The organism is Gordonia sp. w5E2 (assembly GCF_036540975.1).
Classification (GTDB): Bacteria; Actinomycetota; Actinomycetes; order Mycobacteriales; family Mycobacteriaceae; genus Gordonia; species Gordonia jacobaea.
Genome location: NZ_CP144213.1, coordinates 4,103,019 through 4,123,302, shown reverse-complemented (window position 1 = coordinate 4,123,302; position 20,284 = coordinate 4,103,019). Strand labels below are relative to the sequence as shown.

The window sequence follows — 20,284 nt, the reverse complement described above, 5'->3', positions numbered from 1 at the left end:
ATCGGCAGGTGGGCGCTCAACCGGTCCGCTCGGCGCCGTTGCGGCGGGGCCGCAAGGACAAACGCGAACCGATCAAGCCCTCCGAGAGCGCGCCGGCACCGGAGCAACTCGACGAGAACACCGCCGAAGCCGAAGCCGTTGAGAGCGCTGTGGAGCCCCCTGAGGCCGCCGAGGAAATTGCCGAGAGCACCGCCGAACCCGCCGGGGGCACCGCCGAACCCGCCGGGGAATCCGCGGTCAGCTACCGCGAACGCCGCGCCAAAAGGCAGGGTTCGACGCCGAGCCGGCCGGTGGAGCGTCGAGCAAGGGTCGGTCGCGGAAGAGGTGGCAAGTGGGTCGTCGCCGGTGCGGTGTGCGCTCTTTTCATCGTCGCGTGCGTGGTCGCGTCGACATTCTTCGCCGTCGGCACCAGTCGGCTCGATCACCGAAACGAACTCCGGGCGTCGTATTCGACCTTTGCGCGACAGATGACCATCGACCTGACATCGCTCAACCCGGGCAACGTCGACAAGGCATTGCAGACCGTGCAGGACAAGACGAGTGGCCCTGCGCAGCAACGGATCAAGCAGTCGATGGCGCAGGTGACCGACCTGATCCGTACCCAGAATCAGACCGTCACGTCATCGGTGATCACCGACGCGGTCACCAAGGCGACAGACGACGAGGGGTCGGTGATCGTCGTGTACGGCTGGGAGATGAAGTCGCAGGATCCCAAGCAGGAGACCGTTATTCAGACGTTCCGCTGGCGGGTGGACATCACACGGATCAACGGTGATCTCAAGATGACCAACTTCGAGTGGGTGGTCTGATGTCGACTGCAATCACCACACGACGGCTCGTGGTAGTGGGTCTCGCCGTCATCGCTGTGGCGTGTGCCGTGGCGACCGGATTTCTCGGGTTCCGATACTTCGACGCTCGTGCGACGGAGGACTCGCGTGAGTCATCGCTTTCTGCGGCAAGGGATTACGCGACGACGATGTTCGGCTACGACCCGGTGAACGTCGCCGACCACGTGCAGCGGTCCAAGAATGTTGTCATCGGATCGGCGAAGACCGAGTACGACAGGCTGATCGCGCAGCCGCTGCCCGACGACAAGGACGACTTTGTCGAGGGAGTGCGCAAGCAGCGCGTCGTGTCTCAGGCGGTCATCCAGGATGCGGGTGTCGTGACCAACACGCGCGACACCTCGACGGTGCTGCTCTTCATGAATCAGTCGGTCAGCCGCAATGGCAAGGACCTCGTGCGGGTGGACCCGAGCCGACTGACGTTCTCGATGGTCCGCCACGACGACACCTGGATGATCGAAAAGATCGAGATCATCACCGACGACTCCTTCCGGAGCCGTATCGAGCAGACATCGACTCCGCCGGCAGGTGCGGTCCCGCTCCCCGGCCCGTCATCGGAAAGCCCGTCACCTGCAAGCCCGTCACCTGCAAGTCCGTCGCCGGTGAGTCCGTCGGCCGTCCCCACCGAGTCCTCGGCTCCTCCTGCCGGTTAGCGGCGCCGGCGCGTTTGTGCGCACGAACCAAATCCGCCGACGGACTTCATGTCCGGAGGACATGGCCTAGGTCACTATTGCTGGATAGTGTCGTGTGGCACACAGCGCAGGCGACGTCTCGGTACTTTGCGCGAGTTAGTCTCCGCCGCAATGACTTTCGTGATGGTTCACGCCGTGGTCTTCGGGTTCGGTGTCTTCCGGTCCGATCGATGACGGTCGTCTCGTCTGTTGTGCAGTGCCAACAGATTCGAGAGAGGTCCGTGTAAATGTCGGAAGTATCCAATTCGGAATTGCAGGGTAAGCGCGTCTTCATCACCGGTTCTGCGCGCGGTGTCGGGCGGGGAATCGCCGAGCTGGCAATCAGCCGCGGCGCTCAGGTGGTGATCAGTGACTTCGACGAGGATGCTGCGCACAAGACGGCAGCGGACCTCGGCGCCGCGGGCGTGGCCAATTGCGATGTGACCGACGAGGCGAGCGTCGTCGACGCGATCGCGCGGGTGCAGGAACTGCTCGGTGGGCTGGATGTGCTGGTCAACAACGCAGGCATCGAGATCGCGGCCCCGCTCGCAATGCAGTCGACGGACAGCTTCGACAAGATCTTCGCGGTGAATGTCCGTGGACCGTTCGTCGTCACCAAGGCCGCCGTGCCCGCGCTCGCCGAAAGCAAGGGCAACGTCGTCAACATCGCATCGGTCGCCGGAGTCGGCGGAAGTCCGTTGCTCGGCTCGTACTGCGCCACCAAGGCGGCGCTCATCCAGCTCACCCGGGTGTTCGCGATCGAACTTCGCCAGACCGGAATCCGCGTGAACGCGGTCTGCCCCGGATTTGCGGATACCTCCATGGTCGACCGGCTCGCCCCCGAGTTCGAAGCGGCGACCGACGCCCCCTTCGGTGACCTTGTCGCGGCAAAGCAGGGACGGCTCGGAACCGTGGAAGACATCGCGGAGGTCGCGTGCTTCCTCGCATCCGACCGCGCCAGTTGGGTAACCGGAAGCCACTACGTGCTCGACGGCGGACTGACCGCATCCCTTGTCTGACTTCGTATTTCGATCCACTCCAATCCACTTGTAGAGAAGAGGACCAACTCATGGCACAGAAACTCGACGGTCGCGTTGCCGTCGTCACCGGTGCGGGCGCAGGACTGGGCGCCGCGATCGCAAGGCGGCTCGGACAGGAGGGTGCGCGCGTCGTGGTCTCCGACATCAACGCCGACGCCGCCAAGTCGGTCGCGTACTCGATCGACGGCGCTATCGCGTGCACAACGGATGTCACCGACGAAGAGCATGTGCAGCAACTGATCGCCGACACGCAGGAGCACTTCGGCGCGCTGCACATCATGGTTCCCAACGCGGGAGTCGGCTCCGTGCAGCCCATCGCGGAGATGTCCTACGCGGACTGGCGCAAGACCACCTCGGTCAACCTCGACGGCGTGTTCCTCTCGATCCGCTACGCCGCACCGGCGATCATCGCCTCCGGTGGAGGGTCGATCGTGACGATCAGCTCGATCACCGCGACCGCCGGCTCCGCGCTGATCGCTCCGTATGCCGCGGCCAAGGCCGCCGTACGCAACCTCACGGAGACCGCCGCCGCGGAGTTCCGCGCGCACGGCATCCGCGTCAACGCCGTGCTGCCGGGCTTCATCGATACGGAACTGGTCACCACCGCGGCGCCGCTGTTCGAAGCCGCCCTCGGACTGCCGGAAGGCGGCTTCGACGCCGTCATGGCGCAGAAGCAGGGACGCTACGGAACGCCGGAAGAAGTTGCTGCAGCGGTGACCTTCTTCGCCTCGGATGAGTCGTCGTGGTGCAACGGCAGCAGCCTGGTGCTCGACGGCGGATTCGTGAGTTCGCTGCTCTGAGGCCGGTCAGGGGACTCGAGTCAGGAGACCTGATAGCCCATCGGCATCATCGTCGACTTGTGTTCGACGAACGACTCGAGTCCCTCGGGGCCGCATTCGCGGCCGATGCCCGAGCTCTTGAAACCGCCGAACGGTGAGCCGGGGTCGATGGCGTAGAAGTTGATCCCGAAGGTGCCGGTGCGGATCTTCTCGGAGATCTCGATGCCGCGCTCGACGTCGGCGGTCCACACGGTGCCCGCGAGTCCGTAGTCGGAGTCGTTGGCAATGGCGATCGCGTCGTCGATGTCGTCGTAGGTGATGACCGACAGCACCGGGCCGAAGATCTCTTCCTGGGCGATCGTCATGTCGTTGGTGACGTCGGTGAAGATCGTCGGGGTGAGGAAGAAGCCGGCGTCGAGGCCTTCGGGGCGGCCGCCTTCGAGGGTCGCGGTGGCTCCCTCTTGCTTGCCCTTGGCGATGTAGCCCTCGATCTTCTCCAGCTGCCGCTTGTTGATGACGGGTCCGAGCTGGCTGTCGGGTTCGCTCGGCAGGCCCACCTTCATGGCGTTGGCCGCCTCGACCATTGCCGCGACGATCTCGTCCTTGCGGCTCGCGGGTACCAACACCCTGGTCTGGGCGACGCACGCCTGGCCGGTGTTGAACAGGCCGAGGAAGACCATCATGCCGATGTTGTTGATGTCGACATCGTCGAGGACGATCGCGGCGGACTTGCCACCGAGCTCCAGCGAGCAGCGCTTGAGCGTTTCGGCGCACGCGGCACCGATCTGCCGACCGGCGGCCGTCGATCCGGTGAACGTGATCTTGTCGACGTCGGGGTGTGCGACGAGTGCTTTGCCGGTGTCCGGCCCGCCGGGGAGTATCGAGATGACGCCCTCGGGAACGCCTGCCTCGGTGAAGATCTCGGCGACGGCGTTGGCCGTGCGCGGTGTCTCCGGTGCAGGTTTGAGCACCACCGAGCAGCCGGCGGCGAGTGCAGCGCCGAGCTTGTTGCAGACCAGGAACAGCGGGACGTTCCATGCGGTGATCGCGCCGACGACCCCGACCGGTTCGCGCGTGATGCGCGTGGTGCCGAACAGGCCGTTGCGGTACTCGATCCAGTCGTAGTTGCGTGCGGCCTCGGCGTACGAGCGCAGCACGCCGGTACCGGGCAGCTTCTGCAGCATGTCGACGGCACTCGGCGGGGCGCCCATCTCCGACGACACCAGAGCCGAGATCGCTTCTGCGCGTTCATCGATGATGTCAGCGACGCGGTCGAGCACGGCTGCACGTTCTTCCGGCGACTTCTGCGACCACACGCCCGAATCGAAGGCGGCGCGGGCGGTACGGACTGCCGTGTCGACGTCGACCTCGTCGGCGAGCGGAACGGACGCGACTCGCTCGCCGGTCGCGGGCGAGAACACCTCGAGAGTCTCGGTCGAATGGGGCTTCACCCACGCGCCGCCGATGTAGAGCTCGGTCCGGTCATCGGATGTGCCTGCCTCGTTCGAGGAACGAGGTTCGACGGTCTGGGTCATGCGTGCTCCTGAAGTTGGTACTCGATGTTTCCCTCGACCCGTTGTGCTCTGAAGACTGCTGAACACTTCTCGGGGAGGGGCGCGGACAGGTGTGAACCACCGCACATCCAATACTAGAACACGTTCTAACTCTGGGTGTCGAGATCAGGAGTCAAAAGGCGATGCGGGCGGCGAATCCCTCGACGGCGTCGTCGAGTATCGCGACCCGCGCGGGCATGTCCTGTGCTTCGAGGAGCGACTGTCGGTCGGCGGCGCCGATCGGTAGGCGGGCTGCCCAGCCGAAGAGCCCGGCGTCGTCGAAGTCGGCGTCGTCGAACGAAGGCAGGTCGTCGGGCAGGGGTGTGCCTCTGCGGGCGTAGGCGTCGACGACGATCTCGCGGATGCGGGTTCCGAGCGCGATCGAGTCGGCACGGGCCGCCGCGCTGGTCTTCGGTTCGTTGAGGACGGTCACCTCGGCGCGCGGGTACGGATCGTCGGGCAGCCATTCGGTTACCCGGAAGCGTCTGGTGCCGACGCAATGGACAAACGAAAGTCCGCTGGGGTCGCGGCTCACGCGGTCGATTGCCGCGAAGGTCCCGACGTCGTGGCGAACATCGCCGCCGCCGACCTCCGAACCGCGCGCGATGAGGACGACGCCGAAGCCGGGCGGTCCGTCGGCGGCGGCGAGACAGTCGTCGAGCATCGTTCGATAGCGCGGTTCGAAGATCCGCAGCGGAAGCACCTCACCCGGCAGCAGTGCTGTGCCGAGCGGGAACATGGGTTGTGCGCTCATGTTCACACACTCCGGTGGGCTGGTCGGCCCACGTTGAATTGGGTTGTCAGGCAGACGGTTTGGCGTCGAGCACGACCTCGAACTCGAGAAGGTCCGCGCCGCTGGCGACAGGTTTTGCGCGCTCACCCGAATGAGCCTCGCGTGCGGGGCCGGCAGCCCATGCCTGGAAATCCTCTTCGGTCTCCCACTGCGTGACGACGAAGTACCGGTCGTCGCCCTTGACCGGACGCAGCAACTGGAATCCGAGGAAACCCTTCGAGCCGTCGACCGAGTGTGCGCGGTGTGCGAAGCGCTTCTCGAGTTCGGGCCCAGCGCCCTCGGGGACATGGATCGCGTTGATCTTCACAACAGTCATGTCCTCAGCCTAGTTCGGAATGTCTGTGCGTCGGATTAATCTCATTCACTGTGAGTGCGTACGCGATGTCTGAGGCGGGGTATGTGACGGCCGAGACGGGCCTGCTCGACCACGGTGGTCCAGACCGGGGCCCCGACGCGCAGCAGTCGACGGAGGCGCTCGGCGTGGGGCCGATCGTGCTACTCCACGGGCTCATGGGGCGTGGCCGCACCTGGCGGCGACAGATCCCCTGGCTGCGGAGGTATGGCCGGGTCTTCACGTTCGACGCCGCGTTCCACACCGGAGCCGACGCCGCGCTCATCTCCGACCCCGCGGAGGTCTCGACCGAGCGGTTCGTCGCCGACCTCGCCGAGATCCTCACCTGGATCGACCTCGGACCCGCTGTGCTGGTTGGACATTCGATGGGCGCGCTGCATGCGTGGTGCGCCGCCGCGGAGTATCCGGAACTCGTCAGTGCGCTCGTCGTCGAAGACATGGCGCCCGACTTCCGTGGCCGCACCACCGCCGAGTGGACGCCCTGGTTCGACTCGTGGCCGGACCGGTTCAGCTCACTCGGACATGCCAGGCAGATGTTCGGCGACGTCGCGGGACGGTACTTCTACGAGGCATTCGACGACGGCGCATTGCACGGTCGACTCGCGACCTGGGCGGCGATCGCACAGGAGTGGGGCGAGCGCGACTTCTGGGATCAGTGGCGCAGAGTGCCGGTGCCGAGTCTGCTGATCGAGGCCGGACACACCGTGACGCCCGAGGGGCAGATGCGGAAGATGGCGTCTGTCAACGACCACGCCGCACACCTGAAGGTCAGCGGAGCAGGCCACCTGATACACGACGACGCCCCGGAGGTCTTCCGGGGCGCCGTCGAAGCGTTTCTCTCTGGTTTGCCGTACCGCTGAGTACTCAGGCGGCGGGCGGTGCCACCGGCTCGCCGACGATGCGGCGGAACGCGTGCACCTGGAACAGCGCCGCGAGCGGTGCCGAAATGATCAGTCCGATGCCGCACAGCAGTGCGCCGACGACGTTGGTGAACCACACGATGATCAGTGTGAGGATCGAGTCGCCGATGTTGTCGCTGGTGACGCGGAACGATCGACCGATGGCATCGCCGGGTGAACGGGATTCGCTGATCGTCGAGAGCACGGCGAACTGTAGGAAGAACGCCGCGATGATTCCGCCGATGACACAGAAGCTGAGCACGAAGGCGATCAGCGCAACGAGGATTGCCGTGCCGACGACCGGCCAGAAGCGGAGCGGGACCAGGAACGACTTCGCGTCGATCGGTTCGCCGTTCGCGACGCGGACCGCGCCGGACAGGATGGAGACCTGGAAATACAGCAGGAGCAGAAGCCCGACGATGTAGACGGCGATCAGACCTGCGAGAGCTCCGCCGTTAACCGTCGTCGTCTCGTAGCTGTAGGTCGTGTCGCCGTAACTGCCGACGGTATTGGTAGTGGTGGTCTCGACCCACGACGATCCCCAGAAGATGAGCGCCCAGAACAGCAGTCCAACGGCGGCCATGATCACGCCGGGCAGGACCATCGGGCCGGGGTTGGCCTTGAACTGGCTCCACGCCCAACTGAAGCTCTCGCCGACACTGAACGGGGTGCCCGGAGCGCCGGGGGCCGGTGCGGCGGGATAACCGGGTGCGGCACCGAACTGGCCGGGAGGCGGCGTGCCGCCGGGGGGAACCGAACCCGGCTGTGGTTGCCCGTACTGGGGCGTGCCGTATTGGGGTTGCCCGTACTCGGGTTGCCCGTACTGGGGCTGGCCGTACTCGGGTTGCCCGTACTGGGGCTGGCCGGGAGCAGGTTGCCCGTACTGGGGCTCACCAGGAGATGGTTGGCCGTACTGGGGCTGACCAGGAGCGGGCTGCCCGTATTGCGGTTGGCCGGGAGATGGTTGGCCGTACTGGGGTTGGCCGGGAGATGGTTGGCCGTACTGGGGTTGGCCCGGGGTGGGATTCGTCCCATGCGGCTCGTTCGGGTTGGGTCCGGAAGAAGGCGTCGATTCGTTCGGCGGCTCGGTCATCAGGCAAAGCTAGCAACCCGCGCGGCTCAGATGAAGAGTTCGAACGACATACCGTTCAACGTGTCGCGAAGTCGGCTCACCTGACGAGGGTCGCGCGGGCCGTCAACCCGCCTCACCTGCCAGGCAGAAGCGGCCGTCGGAGGTGATCTCGACGAGGCCGTCGACAAGTAGTGAGTCGAGCGCACGGTCACGTTGGGCCGTGTCGGTCGGCCAAACGATGTCGAGTCGGTCGCGGACGACCGGCCCCTCGGTGCCGCGCAGAACGTCGAGTAACAGTCCACGAACCTGGCGATCGGTGCCCGCGAACTTCTGCACCCGCTTGGGCGGGCCCGTGTGGGCGGGTTTGCCCGCGTTGACCCACGCGCATGAGAGCGGGCATCGCGCACAGTCGGGGTTTCGTGCCGTGCACACCAGGGCGCCGAGCTCCATCAGTGCTGCGCTGAAACGAGGAGTCGACGACGCGTAGGTGCCGTCTGGGTCACGGGGCAGCACGGCCTCGGCGTCGGCGAGATCTTTCTTCGACGGATTGCCGGGCTCGGCACGACCGTGGACGGCACGCGCGAGAACGCGTCGGACGTTGGTGTCGACGACGGGAACCGACTGGCCGTAGGCGAAGCAGGCGACCGCTCGCGCTGTGTAGTCGCCGATGCCCGGCAGAGTGAGCATCGTCGCGACGTCGTCCGGGACCTTGTCGTCGTGATCGGCGGCGAGCACCCGTGCGCATTCGTGGAGGCGCAGCGCACGACGCGGATAGCCGAGTTTCCCCCAGGCCCGCAGGACGTCGCCGGGCGACGCGGCGGCCATCGCGGATGGCACCGGCCAGCGTCGGACCCATTCCCGCCACGGTTCGACGACCCGGGCGACGGGTGTCTGCTGGAGCATGATCTCGCTGATGAGGATCTGCCAGCCCGAAAGCCCTGGCTCGCGCCATGGCAGGTCGCGCTCGTTGGCGTCGAACCAGCCCAATAGCACCTGAGGTGGCAGACTAAACGACATGATCGGATTGACCCCGAAACAGGCATGGGACGTTCTGCGCGAAGGTAACAAGCGCTTCATCAACGGAGAGTCTGAGCATCCCAGCCAGGGTATCGAGGACCGTGCACGTCTCGTCGCAGGCCAGCACCCCCACGTGGTGCTGTTCGGCTGCGCCGACTCGCGACTGGCGGCAGAGATCATCTTCGACCAGGGTCTCGGCGACATGTTCGTGGTCCGCACCGCGGGCCACGTCGTCGACTCGGCGGTGATGGGCTCGCTCGAGTACGCGGCGGAGGTGCTCGAGGTGCCGCTCGTCGTCATCCTCGGCCACGACAGCTGTGGAGCGGTCAAGGCGACCCTCGACGCACTCGACGACCTGCAGATCCCCGGTGGCTACATCCGCGACGTCGTCGAACGTGTCACGCCGAGCATCCTCGCCGGCCGCAGCGAGGGGCTGACCAGGGTCGACGAGTTCGAGGCGCGGCACGTCGTCGAAACCGGCCGCTTGCTGATGCAGCGCAGTCGGATCATCGCCGATCGGGTGGCCAACGGAAAGCTGGCCATCGTCGGACTGACGTATGCGCTCAACGAGGGTGCCGTCCAGTTGCAGGGTGCCTACGGAGATATCGGCCAGAGTTACGTCGAGATCGATACCGCTGGAAATGGCCACAAGGGCGCACACGAAGCGTCCGCCGCGGTCGACGAAGCCCAGTCGGCGTGAGGCTCACGCGGCTGAGGGATTGCGCAGCTTAAGTCAACCTTTAGACTTTGCGCCGGTCAGGCGCGGTTTTCTCAGCGACACGCCGTTGCGGGTCAGCCGTCGCATAGAAGGTGGCCGTTAGCGTGGATGCGTGATCGAACCGCAGGGCCCGTTGCCATCCGAGATCTATTGGCGTCGTCGTATTGTCGCCGGTGGCGTCGGGGTGACTGTGCTTGCTCTGGTCATCGGTTTGATCGTGTGGACGACTTCCGGAGGCGACAAGTCGCCGTCGAACGCCGCATCGTCGTCGTCGATCTCGACCACGACCTCGCCCGCGTACGGATCGTCGGCATCGTCGGAGGCCCCGTCCGGTCAAGCCGGTACCGGTGGCGGCGGCAATGGCGGAAACAACCCCGCCGGTGTGTCCGGTCAGCCGGGCGCGTCGCAGGCTTCCGGGGACGCCCCCGCTCCCGCGGCCGGAGTGAACGGGACCCCGCTGTGCCCCGACCAGAACATCGCCGTGGTGCTCTACACCGACAAGCCGACCTACACGGTCGGGGATCAGCCGGTGTTCACGATCGTCACCACCAACGCCGGTTTGACCGCGTGCACCCGCGACGTCGGGAAGGCCGCGCAGAACGTCGTCGTGCGGACACTCGACGGCACGCGCACGCTGTGGTCGGCGCAGGATTGCTCGCCGCTGAAGGACGTGAACAACGTCGTACTGCAGCCGAAGCAGCAGGCCACCGACACCATCACCTGGTCGGGTACGACCAGCAACCCCGGCTGCGACAAGCCGCGCGTCCAGGTGCCCGTCGGTTCATATCAGGCCATCGGCAAGATGGGCGAGAAAGAGTCGGCGCCAATCACATTCAACGTCGTGGCGCCCGCACAGCAGTAGCCCGTCCACCCTGTCCATGCCCTCCTTCGGTTCGGGGTCAGCTGGGCCGACATGGCATGACAAGAGTCGTGAGGTCGCCGTCGTCAGCTGAGCGCACGGTGGCCGGCTGATCGGTGGAGCGAAGGTCGAGGATCACGTCGCTGCCGAGTGCGTTGCTCAGTGCCGGGTACAGAGTGGTCAGCTCGAACCAGACCGTCATGTCACCGCCCGTCGACGTGCCGTCGAGTTCCACGGATTCCTCGGGTAGGAGGAGACTCACCCCGCCTTCGGCGACATGCAGACCGACCTTTGCCGGTGCTTGCTCCAGGGCTTTCAGGAAGTGTCGGGTCCCGACGGTGACGCGATGCGTCGGCGCGGCGAGAGAGTCGAGCAGAAGCGATCGGTCGGGGTAATCCGCAGTGAGCAGACGGCAATGCGTCACGGCGCCGTCGGCCGTGCGTAGGTCGAGGGTCGTGGAGGACGCCTCCAGCCCCACCGACGGACTGCGGCGCAGCAGCGAGGTCGACGCCGCGAGGTCTCTTCCGGAGACAGTCGCCGCCCAGGGTTGGTTCGCTTCCGGCAGTCGGCTCGCGACCAACGTCCTGGTGGCCAGGCGATAGCGATCGGTTGCGGTCAGGGTGATGCCGTCGCCGTCGACCTCGACGCGTACGCCACCCAGCACCGGGAAGTCGGGGTCGTCAGCGGTGGAAGCCAGGACCTGATGGACTGCCGCGGCGAGGACCGGACCTGCGACGGCGCAGAGTGGGCGGCAGGACGCATCGTCGAGTGATGCTTTGAGAGTCGCTGCGGCACGGGCGATCTCGTCGGCCTCGGCGCTAACCTTGGCAACCTGCTCGTCGATGAGCGCCGCAGCCTCGTCGGCGTTCGCGTCGAAGAACCGATTGATTGTCGGCAGGGGCATCCCGATAGCGCGGAGCCGGCGCAACTGCGTGGCGCGCGTCAACTGTGACCTGCTGTAGAACCGGTACCCCGACGCCGGGTCGACGTGGTGGGGACGAAGCACGCCGGCGTCGTCGTAGAACCGCAGCGCGCTTGCCGTGAGTCCGGCGAGCTCGGCGAACGCACTGATCGACATCAGTTCCGAGTCGGTCACAAGTTCGGTGTCAGTCACTCGAACATCATCGGGTCTCGACCCACTCGAAGGTCAAGGTGGTTCGAGGGTGGAGGCAGGTGGGCTAGTCGAACCGTTCGATGCTGGTCTCGGCGAGCCGCGAGAGACCCTCACGGATATGGCGGGCCCAGATGCCGCCGATGCCCTCGATGGCTTGCAGGTCGGCGGCCGACGACGCGAGAAGCGCTTGTAGCGTGCCGAAGCTGCGCACGAGGCGGTCGATGTGCGCGAACTGCAGCCGCGAGATGCCCGCGAGAAGGCGGTATCCCCGCGGACTCATCGCGGTGTCCTGGGCCTCGATCGTCGTCGGGTAACCGAATGCGCCCGCGAGGAGAGAGAGGTCGAGGAGGTCGGCGTCGGAGAGCGCTTCGATCGCCTCGAGCGATCCCCGCACCTCCTCGGTGGTCGCGGGCTCCGGGCTGGCGTAGTAGTCGCGGACCAGCAGTTCACGCATGGTGTCGTTCTCGGCGATGAGCTCTTCGAGCTGCAGGCTGACCTGTCGGCCGTTGACGCCGAGTTCCAATACGTAGTCGTCGATTTCGGCCGAGACCCGACGCACCATCTCCATGCGTTGGGCTGTCGACATCGCGTCGCGGAGTAGTACGTAGTCTTCGATCTCCGCGCGCGACAGCGCGGCGCTGACGTCGTCGAGACGCGCCTTGTAGCGTTCGAGCGTCGAGAGCGCCACGTTCGCTCGCGAGAGGATCGGGTCGGGACTCTCGACCACCTTGCGGAGTCCGTCGACGTAGACGCTGACGATCGACATCGACGCACTCACCGAGATCACCGGATGCCCGGTCTGGATCGCTGTGCGCTCGGCCGACCGGTGCCGCGTGCCCGACTCCTCGGTCGGGATCGACGGGTCGGGCACGAGTTGGACGTTGGCGCGCACGATGCGCTTGCCGTCGGTGGACAGCACCACGGCGCCATCCATCTTGGCCAGTTCGCGTAGACGCGTCGGCGCGAATTCGACGTCGAGGTGGAAGCCGCCGTCGCAGATCTTCTCGACGTCGGAGTCGTGTCCGATGACGATCAGCGCGCCGGTGCCGCCGCGCAGGATGCGCTCGAGCCCGTCGCGAAGTCCTGTTCCCGGCGCGACGCGTGCAAGCGTCTCGCGCATCAGTTCCGAGCGTGTTCCAGGCTCGGTTCGCGCGATGTCGCTCATGGCTTGCGTTCCCTTCTCGCGGCCGCGAGAAGCTCACGGTCCGTCGCAGACTAGGGTAACGGCACGTGAAACGTGACTTCGTGGTGCCCACCGACCTCGACCCGCTGCAACGCCACCCCAAAGCGGCTGCGCCGGGGGAGGCGATCCGCATGCATAATCCGCTGTGCTTCGGCTGTGGCGCCGAGTCGGCACAGGGACTGCACCTGGAGGTACGCGCGGCAGACGGGTTCGCCGTCGAGACGTCGATGCTGGTGGAGTCCCGATTCGAGGGCGGCCCCGGCGTCATTCACGGAGGCATCCTGTCGACCGCGATGGACGAGGTGATGGGGACCGTTCCGCTGCTGGTCGGACCGTCGGCCGTCACGGTGCACCTCGAGGTCGACTTCGTCGCCCCGGTGCCGATCGGCTCGACGCTGCACCTGCGGGCCGACATCCTCGGCAGGCAGCGGCGCAAGGTCTATGTCGAGGCCGTCGGCCATCTCGGCGACCCCTCGCAGCCGGTCGTCGTCGGCCACAGCATCTTTGTCACCATCGATGCGCGGCAGCACTTCGCCGAGCACGTCGAGAACAGCGCGATGGCCGACGAGTACAAGCAGCGCATGTCGCGTCCGTGAGCGTCAGAACGGTGCGCGCGACACGTCTCTGATCGTGACCGCGCGGATGGCGTCGGAAATCCCCGACACACGAGTGACCCGGATGCCTTTGGGTAGCGGATCGTCGGAGCCCGCGGGGATGATCGCGTGCGTGAAGCCCAACCGCTTGGCTTCGGCGACCCGACGTCCGACAGCCGAGACCCGACGCACCTCTCCGGCCAGGCCGACCTCGCCGATCGCGACGGTGGTGCGCGGCGTCGGCTTGTTCGTGACGAAGGAGTTCACCGCGAGCGCGATGCCGAGATCGGCGGCTGGCTCGGTGACCTTCATCCCGCCGACCGTCGACAGATAGATCTCCTTCTCGCCGAGCGGCAACCCTGCCCGACCCTGCAGCACGGCGAGGACCATCGCGGAGCGTGCCGAGTCCAGGCCGGACACCGCACGACGCGGATTGGCCATCTTGGACTCGGCGAGCAGAGCCTGGATCTCGCCGACAAGCGCGCGCTTGCCGTCCATCGCGACGATCGACGACGATCCGCTCACGTCCGAATCGTGTTGGTGCACAAAGATTCCCGACGGGTCGGTGACCTGATGGATGCCGTCGGAGCGCTGCTCGAAGCAGCCGACCTCGTCTGCGGAGCCGAACCGGTTCTTGATGCCGCGCACCATGCGCAACGACGTGTGGCGGTCGCCCTCGAACGACAGCACGACGTCGACGAGATGCTCGAGTGAGCGCGGTCCGGCGACGTTGCCGTCCTTGGTGACGTGCCCGACGAGAATGACCGCGATCCCGCGGTTCTTGGCGAGCGAGACGAGCGCTGTGGTGACAGCCCTGATCTGGGTGACGCCACCCGTCACGCCGTCGGTTCCGGTGGCGACCATGGTCTGCACCGAGTCGATCACGAGGAGTGTCGGGCGCACGGCGTCGACGTGGCCGAGGACCGTGGCGAGGTCGGTTTCGGCTGCGAGATAGACGTTTTCGTGGACGGCGTCGGTACGTTCGGCGCGCAACCGGACCTGCCCTGCCGACTCCTCGCCGGTGAGGTACAGCGCGATGCGCCCGCCGCGTGCCCAATGTTTGACCGTCTCGAGGAGCAGCGTCGACTTTCCGACGCCCGGCTCGCCAGCCAGCAGGATGACCGATCCCGGTACGACGCCGCGTCCGAGGACACGGTCGAATTCGGCTATGCCCGTTGGGATTGCGTTCGACGACGCGGCGTCGACCTGGGTGATCGGAACGGCTGGACTCGACGGCGCGACCGCGCTGTGTGCGGCGGTCGCTGCGGGGAGCGAGGCCACCTCGTCGACGGTGCCCCACTCGCCGCACTCGGGACAGCGCCCCACCCACTTCGCGACGGTATGGCCGCACGCGGAACAGCGGAACGTCGACTTGGGTTTTGCCACGAATCCGAGCCTAGGTCAGGCCACCGACACTTCTCGGCATGGCTACCGGGACGTGTCGGGAGGGGCCATGAGGCTCACCCATTTCCTTCCGGCTCATTGAATTCAATAAGCCGGAAGGAAGCGGGTGAGCGTAAACCGGGGTCACACCGCGAGAGGCTGCGCGAGAAGTCAGTTGGGCAGGACGTTCGGCGCTTCTTCGCCGTGCTCGTCGGCAGGTGCCTCGCCCTCGCGGACCTTGTCCTGGCGGGTGAGCAGCGTGCCGGAGTCGACGGGGGTGTCGACGGTGACCGAGCCGACCGGAGAGGTGGCGCCGTTGGGGCCGACCTTCTCGAAGGTGAAGGTCAGCTTGGTGGTCAGCCCGACAGCGACGGACTTCCCAGTGCCGTCGAGGGTCGCCGACATGCGCTTCTCGTCGGTGATGCTCGAATCCTTGATGAGGGCCGCGGGCTCGCCTGCGCGCAGGGCCTTGCCGGGTTCGAGGTCGTAACGGTCCTTGAGGGTGACCGTGCCCTTCTCGGCTGTCACGCCCGTGAGGCGGTAGGTGTCGATCTCGCTCTGGTTGGCGATCACCCAGGACAGCTGGAACGGGCCGCCGTTGTCGAAGACCGACGCCGCGTTCTGCGTGGGGTAGATGATCTGCACGTCGCGCAGCTCGATGCTGCCGAGGTTGGCATTGTTGCCGTTGACGGCGGGCAGCTGGTTCGCGGTCTGCGAGATCTGTCCGGCACCGCAGCCGGTCGTCCCGAACGCGATCGCGATTCCGACTGCTGCGATGGCTGTGGCTTCGGCGAACCGACGCACACGACGAGTCGGATGGCTCGACCCACTCCGAGTTGTCCCACTCCGAGTTGCCTCATTCTGCGATGACACAGACACCCGTTCCTCCCAGGTAATCGAAAGGCCGAAATCGCTTGGCGCGAACCCTGCACTACGCAGCGTAGTGGGCGGGCGTGCCAAAAGCCCGACGGGGTACCGGATTGGTATCTGCGAGCCGGATCTCGCGCTTCTCGAACGCGGGTGGGCGGGCCGTCGAAATCGGTCTCGCAGAGGCCTGTGGAGCGAGCTCTTGCGCGTTGTCGCCGAGGCTGTTACGGCCTTACCCGCTCACCTGCTGCAACGGTGAAACTCGAGGGTCTGCGACCACGCAGTAGTGCCTTGACCTGCACCGTTGGATGTGACCCAAATGACCCCCGTGCTAGACTGGGCCTACTCGAAAGGGGCACGGAACATTGAATTTCAAAGTTGGCGACACCGTTGTCTACCCCCATCACGGTGCTGCCCGGGTCGAAGACATCGTTACCCGGACCATCAAAGGTGAGCAGATCGAATACCTCGTTCTGAAGGTTGCCGATGGTGATATGACAGTCCAGATTCCCTCGACAAAGCTCGAGTATGTCGGCGTCCGAGACGTCGTCGGTCAAGAGGGACTCGACCAGGTGTTCCAGGTGCTGCGGGCACCCCACACCGAGGAGCCCACCAACTGGGCCCGACGTTTCAAGGCCAACCAGGAGAAGCTGATCTCCGGCGACATCATCAAGGTCGCCGAGATTGTGCGCGACCTGTGGCGCCGCGAGCAGGATCGTGGCTTGTCCGCAGGCGAGAAGCGCATGCTGACCCGCGCTCGTCGCGTACTGGTCGACGAGCTCTCGCTCGCACAGAACACCAACGACGAGAGGGCCACCAGCATCCTCGACGAGGTGCTGGCCGCGGCGTCTTGACGCTGACCGGCTACTGATAGACGTGGCCCAAGGGACCAAGCCGACACCCGGCGGACCGTTGACCAGCGTCATCATCCCTGCAGCTGGATCGGGTACCCGACTCGGACTCGACCAGCCCAAGGCATTCGTCGACCTCGGCGGATCGACGATTCTCGAGCGTTGTGTCCATGGTGTCCTCGACGCTGACATCAACGCCGAGGTCGTCGTCGTCGTTCCCGCTGATCTCGTCGAGCACGCTGCTGCACTCGTTCCGTCGGCCGTCGTTGTGGCCGGTGGTGCTCACCGTTCCGAATCGGTGCGTGCCGGTATCGCGGTGAGTGGCAACGCCGACATCGTGCTCGTGCACGACGCCGCGCGCCCGTTCACACCTCCCCGCGTCTTCCGCGCAGTCGTCGACGCCGTGCTTGCCGGACATCGCGCTGTGGTGCCCGGCCTGCCGGTGGCCGACACACTCAAACGCGTCGACGGTTCTGGCCGGGTGCTCGACACCGTCGATCGCGAACCACTCCGCGCCATCCAGACGCCGCAGGGTTTCACCCGCGACGCGCTGATCGCGGCGCATGCAGACGACTCCGGCCTTGCCACAGACGACGCCGGACTCGCCGAGCGCATCGGTATCGACGTCCACGTCGTCGCGGGCGACCCGCTGGCCTTCAAGATCACCACGCCGTGGGACCTCCGCATCGCCCGTGATCTGGTGCAAGAGGTCGCACGATGACGCAGCGCACGGTGACAAGACGGTGCCTGATGAAACGACGCCCGATGACTTCAGGAGCAACTCGATGAGAGTCGGCATCGGTACCGACGCACATGCACTCGACCCGGCCGCTCCGTGTTGGATGGTCGGGCTCTTCTTTCCCGACACGCCCGGATGTGCGGGGCATTCCGACGGCGACGTCGGCGCGCACGCACTGTGCGACGCCGTGCTGTCGGCTGCAGGTCTCGGCGACCTCGGCTCGGTGTTCGGGACCGGAAGGCCCGAATGGGACGGGGTATCGGGCGTGACGATGCTCGCGCACGTGTCGCAACTCCTTGCCGACGACGGGTTGGTCGTGGTCAACGCCGCGGTTCAGGTGATCGGGAACACACCCAAGATCGGTCCGCGCCGTGTGGAGGCGCAGCAGGTTCTCGGTGACGCGCTCGGTGCTCCGGTCTCGGTCTCGGCGACGACAACCGACGGCCTCGGTATGACCGGCCGCGGCGAGGGTGTGGCCGCAGTGGCGACGGCGCTGGTGACCGAGGCGGGTCCGACGCCGGGCGACCGGTAGAATCGCACGTCGTGACCTTGCGCCTACATGACACCGCTGCTCGAGAGGTGCGCGACTTCGTGCCGCTGCACCCCGGCCGAGTGACGATCTATCTGTGTGGCGCAACCGTGCAGGGCGTTCCCCACATCGGTCATGTGCGCAGCGGCATCGCGTTCGACGTACTGCGCCGCTGGCTGGAGTACAAGGGCGACGACGTCCTGTTCGTCCGCAACGTCACCGACATCGACGACAAGATCCTGCGCAAGGCCGCCGAAGCGGAGCGGCCCTGGTGGGAGTGGGCCGCGACGCACGAGCGCGAGTTCTCGAAGGCGTATGACGCGCTCGGCGTGCAACCGCCGTCGGCCGAACCGCGTGCGACCGGTTTCGTGACGCAGATGGTCGAGTACATGGAGCGACTCATCGCGCGCGGACATGCCTACGCCTCGGACGGCAACGTCTACTTCGACGTCCGCAGCCTCCCCGATTACGGTGCGCTGTCGGGGCAGAAGCTCGACGACATGCATCAGGGCGAGAGTGCGGGCACCGGCAAACGCAACCCGCAGGACTTCACCCTATGGAAGGCCGCGAAACCGGGCGAGCCGTCGTGGCCGACGCCGTGGGGTCCTGGCCGGCCCGGCTGGCATCTCGAATGCTCGGCGATGGCGACGTCGTTGCTCGGACCTGAGTTCGACATCCATTGCGGTGGAATGGATTTGATCTTCCCTCACCACGAGAACGAGATCGCGCAGGCGCATGGCGCAGGCGATCCGTTCGCTCGGTACTGGCTGCACAACGGCTGGGTCACCATGGGTGGCGAGAAGATGAGCAAGTCGCTCGGCAACGTCGTGGCGATCCCGGCGATGCTGCAGCGGGTGCGGGCCGTCGAACTGCGCTATTACCTCGGTAGTGCGCACTACCGGTCGATGCTCGAGTACTCCGACGGCGCGCTCACCGAGGCTGCTGCGGGATATCGGCGTATCGAATCCTTTGTGGGACGGGTTGTTTCGCGCGTGGGCCAGGTCGCCGTGGGGCAGGTGCATCCCGACTTCGCCGCGGCGCTCGACGACGACCTCGGCGTGCCCGCCGCGTTGGCGACGATCCACAACGTCGTGCGCGAGGGCAACACCGCTCTCGAGGCGGGCGACGGTGCCGCGGCTGTTGCCGCCGCCGAATCCGTCCGCGCGATGATGGATGTGCTCGGCGTCGACCCTCTCGACGAGCATTGGTTGGAAGGCTCCGACGAGACCGATGCGATGTCGGCGCTCGATGTGCTGGTGCATGCGGAACTCGGTCGGCGCGCACAGGCGCGTGCCGACAAGGACTGGGCGACGGCCGACGCTGTGCGAGATCGCATGTCGGAGGCCGGTATCGAGGTCACCGACACTCCCGACGGCCCCACCTGGGCGCTCAAGGGCAAGTAAGCAATTCAAGCGGACGGGACGACAACGATGGCCGGAAACTCCAAACGCCGTGGCGCAGTGCGCAAATCGGGCAGCAAGAAGGGGCAGACCGTCGGCTCCGGTGGGCAGCGTCGACGCGGACTCGAAGGCCGTGGCGCGACACCCAAGGCCGTCGACCGTCCGTACCACGCCGCGCACAAGAAGGCGAAGGCTGCCGGGAAAAGCGTTGCGGGACGGCCGAATCCGCGTCGCAAAGACGACGGTCCGGAGTACGTGCTCGGCCGCAACCCGGTGCTGGAGTGTCTGCGCGCAGGCGTTCCCGCGACGGCCCTCTACATCGCGGTCAACAGCGAACCGGACGACCGCGTCGCCGAATCGGTGAAACTCGCGGCGGACAAGGGCATCGCGATCCTCGAGGTCGGCAAGCCGGAACTCGACCGCATGTCGGCCAACGGACTGCATCAGGGTGTCGCACTGCAGGTGCCCGAGTACCAGTACGCACATCCAGACGACCTGATGCGCGACGCCATGGAGTCGGGCAGCCCGCCGCTTCTCGTCGCGCTCGACAACATCACCGACCCGCGCAATCTCGGCGCGGTGATCCGTTCGGTCGCCGCGTTCGGTGGGCACGGCGTAGTGATCCCGGCGCGCCGCAGTGCGAGCGTCACCGCGGTGGCGTGGCGGACCAGTGCCGGCGCAGCCGCGCGCCTACCGGTCGCGCAGGCACCGAACCTGACCCGCACGCTCAAGGAGTGGGCGGAGACCGGCGCGCAGATCGTCGGCCTCGACACCGAGGGCGACGTGACGCTCGACGACTACGACGGCACCGGGCCGACCGTGATCGTCGTCGGATCGGAGGGCAAGGGGTTGTCGCGGCTCGTGCGCGAGACGTGCGACTCGATCCTCTCGATTCCGATGGCGGGCGACGTCGAAAGCCTCAACGCGTCGGTCGCCGCGGGTGTGGTGCTCGCCGAGTTCGCGCGCCAGCGTCGTCAGCAGTAGCCCCCTGCCGGCAGGCGTCCCATCGGACCTGTGTGACCGTGGT

22 protein-coding genes are annotated in these 20,284 nt (G+C 66.3%); 13 read left to right on the top strand and 9 right to left on the bottom strand.

Going from position 1 to position 20,284, the window contains the following annotated elements:
• Positions 1-8 precede the first annotated feature (8 nt).
• From RND64_RS18615 to RND64_RS18600, 4 genes are all read left to right on the top strand, one after another.
• Positions 9-809: a hypothetical protein gene (locus RND64_RS18615; RefSeq protein WP_200903274.1), complete on the top strand. Its 801-nt coding sequence runs from the start codon at positions 9-11 to the stop codon at positions 807-809.
• Positions 809-1,498, top strand: a complete 690-nt coding sequence (locus RND64_RS18610) for a hypothetical protein (protein ID WP_152930105.1) — start codon at positions 809-811, stop codon at positions 1,496-1,498. The genes RND64_RS18615 and RND64_RS18610 overlap by 1 nt, the downstream gene beginning before the upstream one ends.
• Positions 1,499-1,764: 266 nt before the next feature.
• Positions 1,765-2,535 carry an SDR family NAD(P)-dependent oxidoreductase gene (locus tag RND64_RS18605; RefSeq protein ID WP_049699882.1) on the top strand — a complete coding sequence of 257 codons (771 nt, stop codon included), beginning with the start codon at positions 1,765-1,767 and terminating at the stop codon, positions 2,533-2,535.
• 50 nt (positions 2,536-2,585) lie between these two features.
• Positions 2,586-3,356, top strand: a complete 771-nt coding sequence (locus tag RND64_RS18600) for a glucose 1-dehydrogenase (protein ID WP_049699881.1) — start codon at positions 2,586-2,588, stop codon at positions 3,354-3,356.
• A 20-nt stretch (positions 3,357-3,376) separates the two neighbouring features.
• Here the strand turns inward: RND64_RS18600 and RND64_RS18595 are convergent, their stop codons facing one another.
• From RND64_RS18595 to RND64_RS18585, 3 genes are all read right to left on the bottom strand, one after another.
• Positions 3,377-4,870, bottom strand: coding sequence for an aldehyde dehydrogenase (locus RND64_RS18595; RefSeq protein ID WP_049699880.1), 1,494 nt, complete (start codon positions 4,868-4,870; stop codon positions 3,377-3,379).
• A gap of 151 nt (positions 4,871-5,021) precedes the next feature.
• Positions 5,022-5,627 carry an LON peptidase substrate-binding domain-containing protein gene (locus tag RND64_RS18590; RefSeq protein ID WP_049700082.1) on the bottom strand — a complete coding sequence of 202 codons (606 nt, stop codon included), beginning with the start codon at positions 5,625-5,627 and terminating at the stop codon, positions 5,022-5,024.
• 61 nt (positions 5,628-5,688) lie between these two features.
• Positions 5,689-5,997: an antibiotic biosynthesis monooxygenase family protein gene (locus RND64_RS18585; RefSeq protein ID WP_049699879.1), complete on the bottom strand. Its 309-nt coding sequence runs from the start codon at positions 5,995-5,997 to the stop codon at positions 5,689-5,691.
• Positions 5,998-6,062: 65 nt separating this feature from the next.
• Here RND64_RS18585 and RND64_RS18580 point away from each other — a divergent pair, with 65 nt between their 5' ends.
• Entirely contained in the window at positions 6,063-6,893 is an 831-nt protein-coding gene (locus tag RND64_RS18580) for an alpha/beta fold hydrolase (RefSeq protein WP_049700081.1), read from the top strand.
• Positions 6,894-6,897: 4 nt separating this feature from the next.
• Here RND64_RS18580 and RND64_RS18575 read toward each other — a convergent pair whose 3' ends face one another.
• Both RND64_RS18575 and RND64_RS18570 read right to left on the bottom strand, forming a co-directional pair.
• Complete coding sequence (locus tag RND64_RS18575) at positions 6,898-8,025, bottom strand: hypothetical protein (RefSeq protein ID WP_049699878.1); 1,128 nt, start codon at positions 8,023-8,025, stop codon at positions 6,898-6,900.
• A 102-nt stretch (positions 8,026-8,127) separates the two neighbouring features.
• Entirely contained in the window at positions 8,128-9,021 is an 894-nt protein-coding gene (locus tag RND64_RS18570; RefSeq protein WP_064866588.1) for an A/G-specific adenine glycosylase, read from the bottom strand.
• Here RND64_RS18570 and RND64_RS18565 point away from each other — a divergent pair.
• Positions 9,020-9,721 carry a carbonic anhydrase gene (locus RND64_RS18565; protein ID WP_049699876.1) on the top strand — a complete coding sequence of 234 codons (702 nt, stop codon included), beginning with the start codon at positions 9,020-9,022 and terminating at the stop codon, positions 9,719-9,721. The genes RND64_RS18570 and RND64_RS18565 overlap by 2 nt on opposite strands.
• Before the next feature lie 130 nt (positions 9,722-9,851).
• Positions 9,852-10,601, top strand: a complete 750-nt coding sequence (locus RND64_RS18560) for a hypothetical protein (RefSeq protein ID WP_331436258.1) — start codon at positions 9,852-9,854, stop codon at positions 10,599-10,601.
• 37 nt (positions 10,602-10,638) lie between these two features.
• Here the strand turns inward: RND64_RS18560 and RND64_RS18555 are convergent, their stop codons facing one another.
• Together RND64_RS18555 and disA are read right to left on the bottom strand one after the other, a co-directional pair.
• Positions 10,639-11,712 (bottom strand): DNA polymerase III subunit beta family protein, encoded by a 1,074-nt coding sequence (locus RND64_RS18555; RefSeq protein WP_235434408.1) that lies wholly within the window; start codon positions 11,710-11,712, stop codon positions 10,639-10,641.
• A gap of 64 nt (positions 11,713-11,776) precedes the next feature.
• Positions 11,777-12,877 (bottom strand): DNA integrity scanning diadenylate cyclase DisA, encoded by a 1,101-nt coding sequence (gene disA / locus RND64_RS18550; RefSeq protein WP_049699874.1) that lies wholly within the window; start codon positions 12,875-12,877, stop codon positions 11,777-11,779.
• A gap of 65 nt (positions 12,878-12,942) precedes the next feature.
• Between disA and RND64_RS18545 the strand changes: the two genes are divergently transcribed.
• On the top strand, positions 12,943-13,491 hold the full coding sequence (locus tag RND64_RS18545; protein ID WP_049699873.1) for a PaaI family thioesterase: 549 nt from the start codon (positions 12,943-12,945) through the stop codon (positions 13,489-13,491).
• Positions 13,492-13,494: 3 nt separating this feature from the next.
• On the opposite strand, the gene radA is transcribed toward RND64_RS18545, so the two are convergent.
• Both radA and RND64_RS18535 read right to left on the bottom strand, forming a co-directional pair.
• Complete coding sequence (gene radA / locus RND64_RS18540) at positions 13,495-14,874, bottom strand: DNA repair protein RadA (RefSeq protein WP_049699872.1); 1,380 nt, start codon at positions 14,872-14,874, stop codon at positions 13,495-13,497.
• 168 nt (positions 14,875-15,042) lie between these two features.
• Positions 15,043-15,675, bottom strand: a complete 633-nt coding sequence (locus tag RND64_RS18535; RefSeq protein ID WP_049699871.1) for a hypothetical protein — start codon at positions 15,673-15,675, stop codon at positions 15,043-15,045.
• A gap of 428 nt (positions 15,676-16,103) precedes the next feature.
• Between RND64_RS18535 and RND64_RS18530 the strand changes: the two genes are divergently transcribed.
• The 5 genes from RND64_RS18530 to rlmB all read left to right on the top strand — a co-directional run bounded on the left by RND64_RS18530 (position 16,104) and on the right by rlmB (position 20,241).
• Positions 16,104-16,592, top strand: a complete 489-nt coding sequence (locus RND64_RS18530) for a CarD family transcriptional regulator (protein ID WP_049699870.1) — start codon at positions 16,104-16,106, stop codon at positions 16,590-16,592.
• 22 nt (positions 16,593-16,614) lie between these two features.
• Positions 16,615-17,310 carry a 2-C-methyl-D-erythritol 4-phosphate cytidylyltransferase gene (ispD, locus tag RND64_RS18525; protein ID WP_049699869.1) on the top strand — a complete coding sequence of 232 codons (696 nt, stop codon included), beginning with the start codon at positions 16,615-16,617 and terminating at the stop codon, positions 17,308-17,310.
• A 64-nt stretch (positions 17,311-17,374) separates the two neighbouring features.
• Positions 17,375-17,860, top strand: coding sequence for a 2-C-methyl-D-erythritol 2,4-cyclodiphosphate synthase (gene ispF, locus RND64_RS18520; protein WP_049699868.1), 486 nt, complete (start codon positions 17,375-17,377; stop codon positions 17,858-17,860).
• An 11-nt stretch (positions 17,861-17,871) separates the two neighbouring features.
• Positions 17,872-19,260 carry a cysteine--tRNA ligase gene (cysS, locus tag RND64_RS18515; protein WP_049699867.1) on the top strand — a complete coding sequence of 463 codons (1,389 nt, stop codon included), beginning with the start codon at positions 17,872-17,874 and terminating at the stop codon, positions 19,258-19,260.
• Positions 19,261-19,287: 27 nt separating this feature from the next.
• A complete protein-coding gene (gene rlmB, locus RND64_RS18510; RefSeq protein ID WP_331436257.1) occupies positions 19,288-20,241 on the top strand; it encodes a 23S rRNA (guanosine(2251)-2'-O)-methyltransferase RlmB in 954 nt (317 codons plus the stop codon).
• The last annotated feature ends 43 nt before the right edge of the window (positions 20,242-20,284 follow it).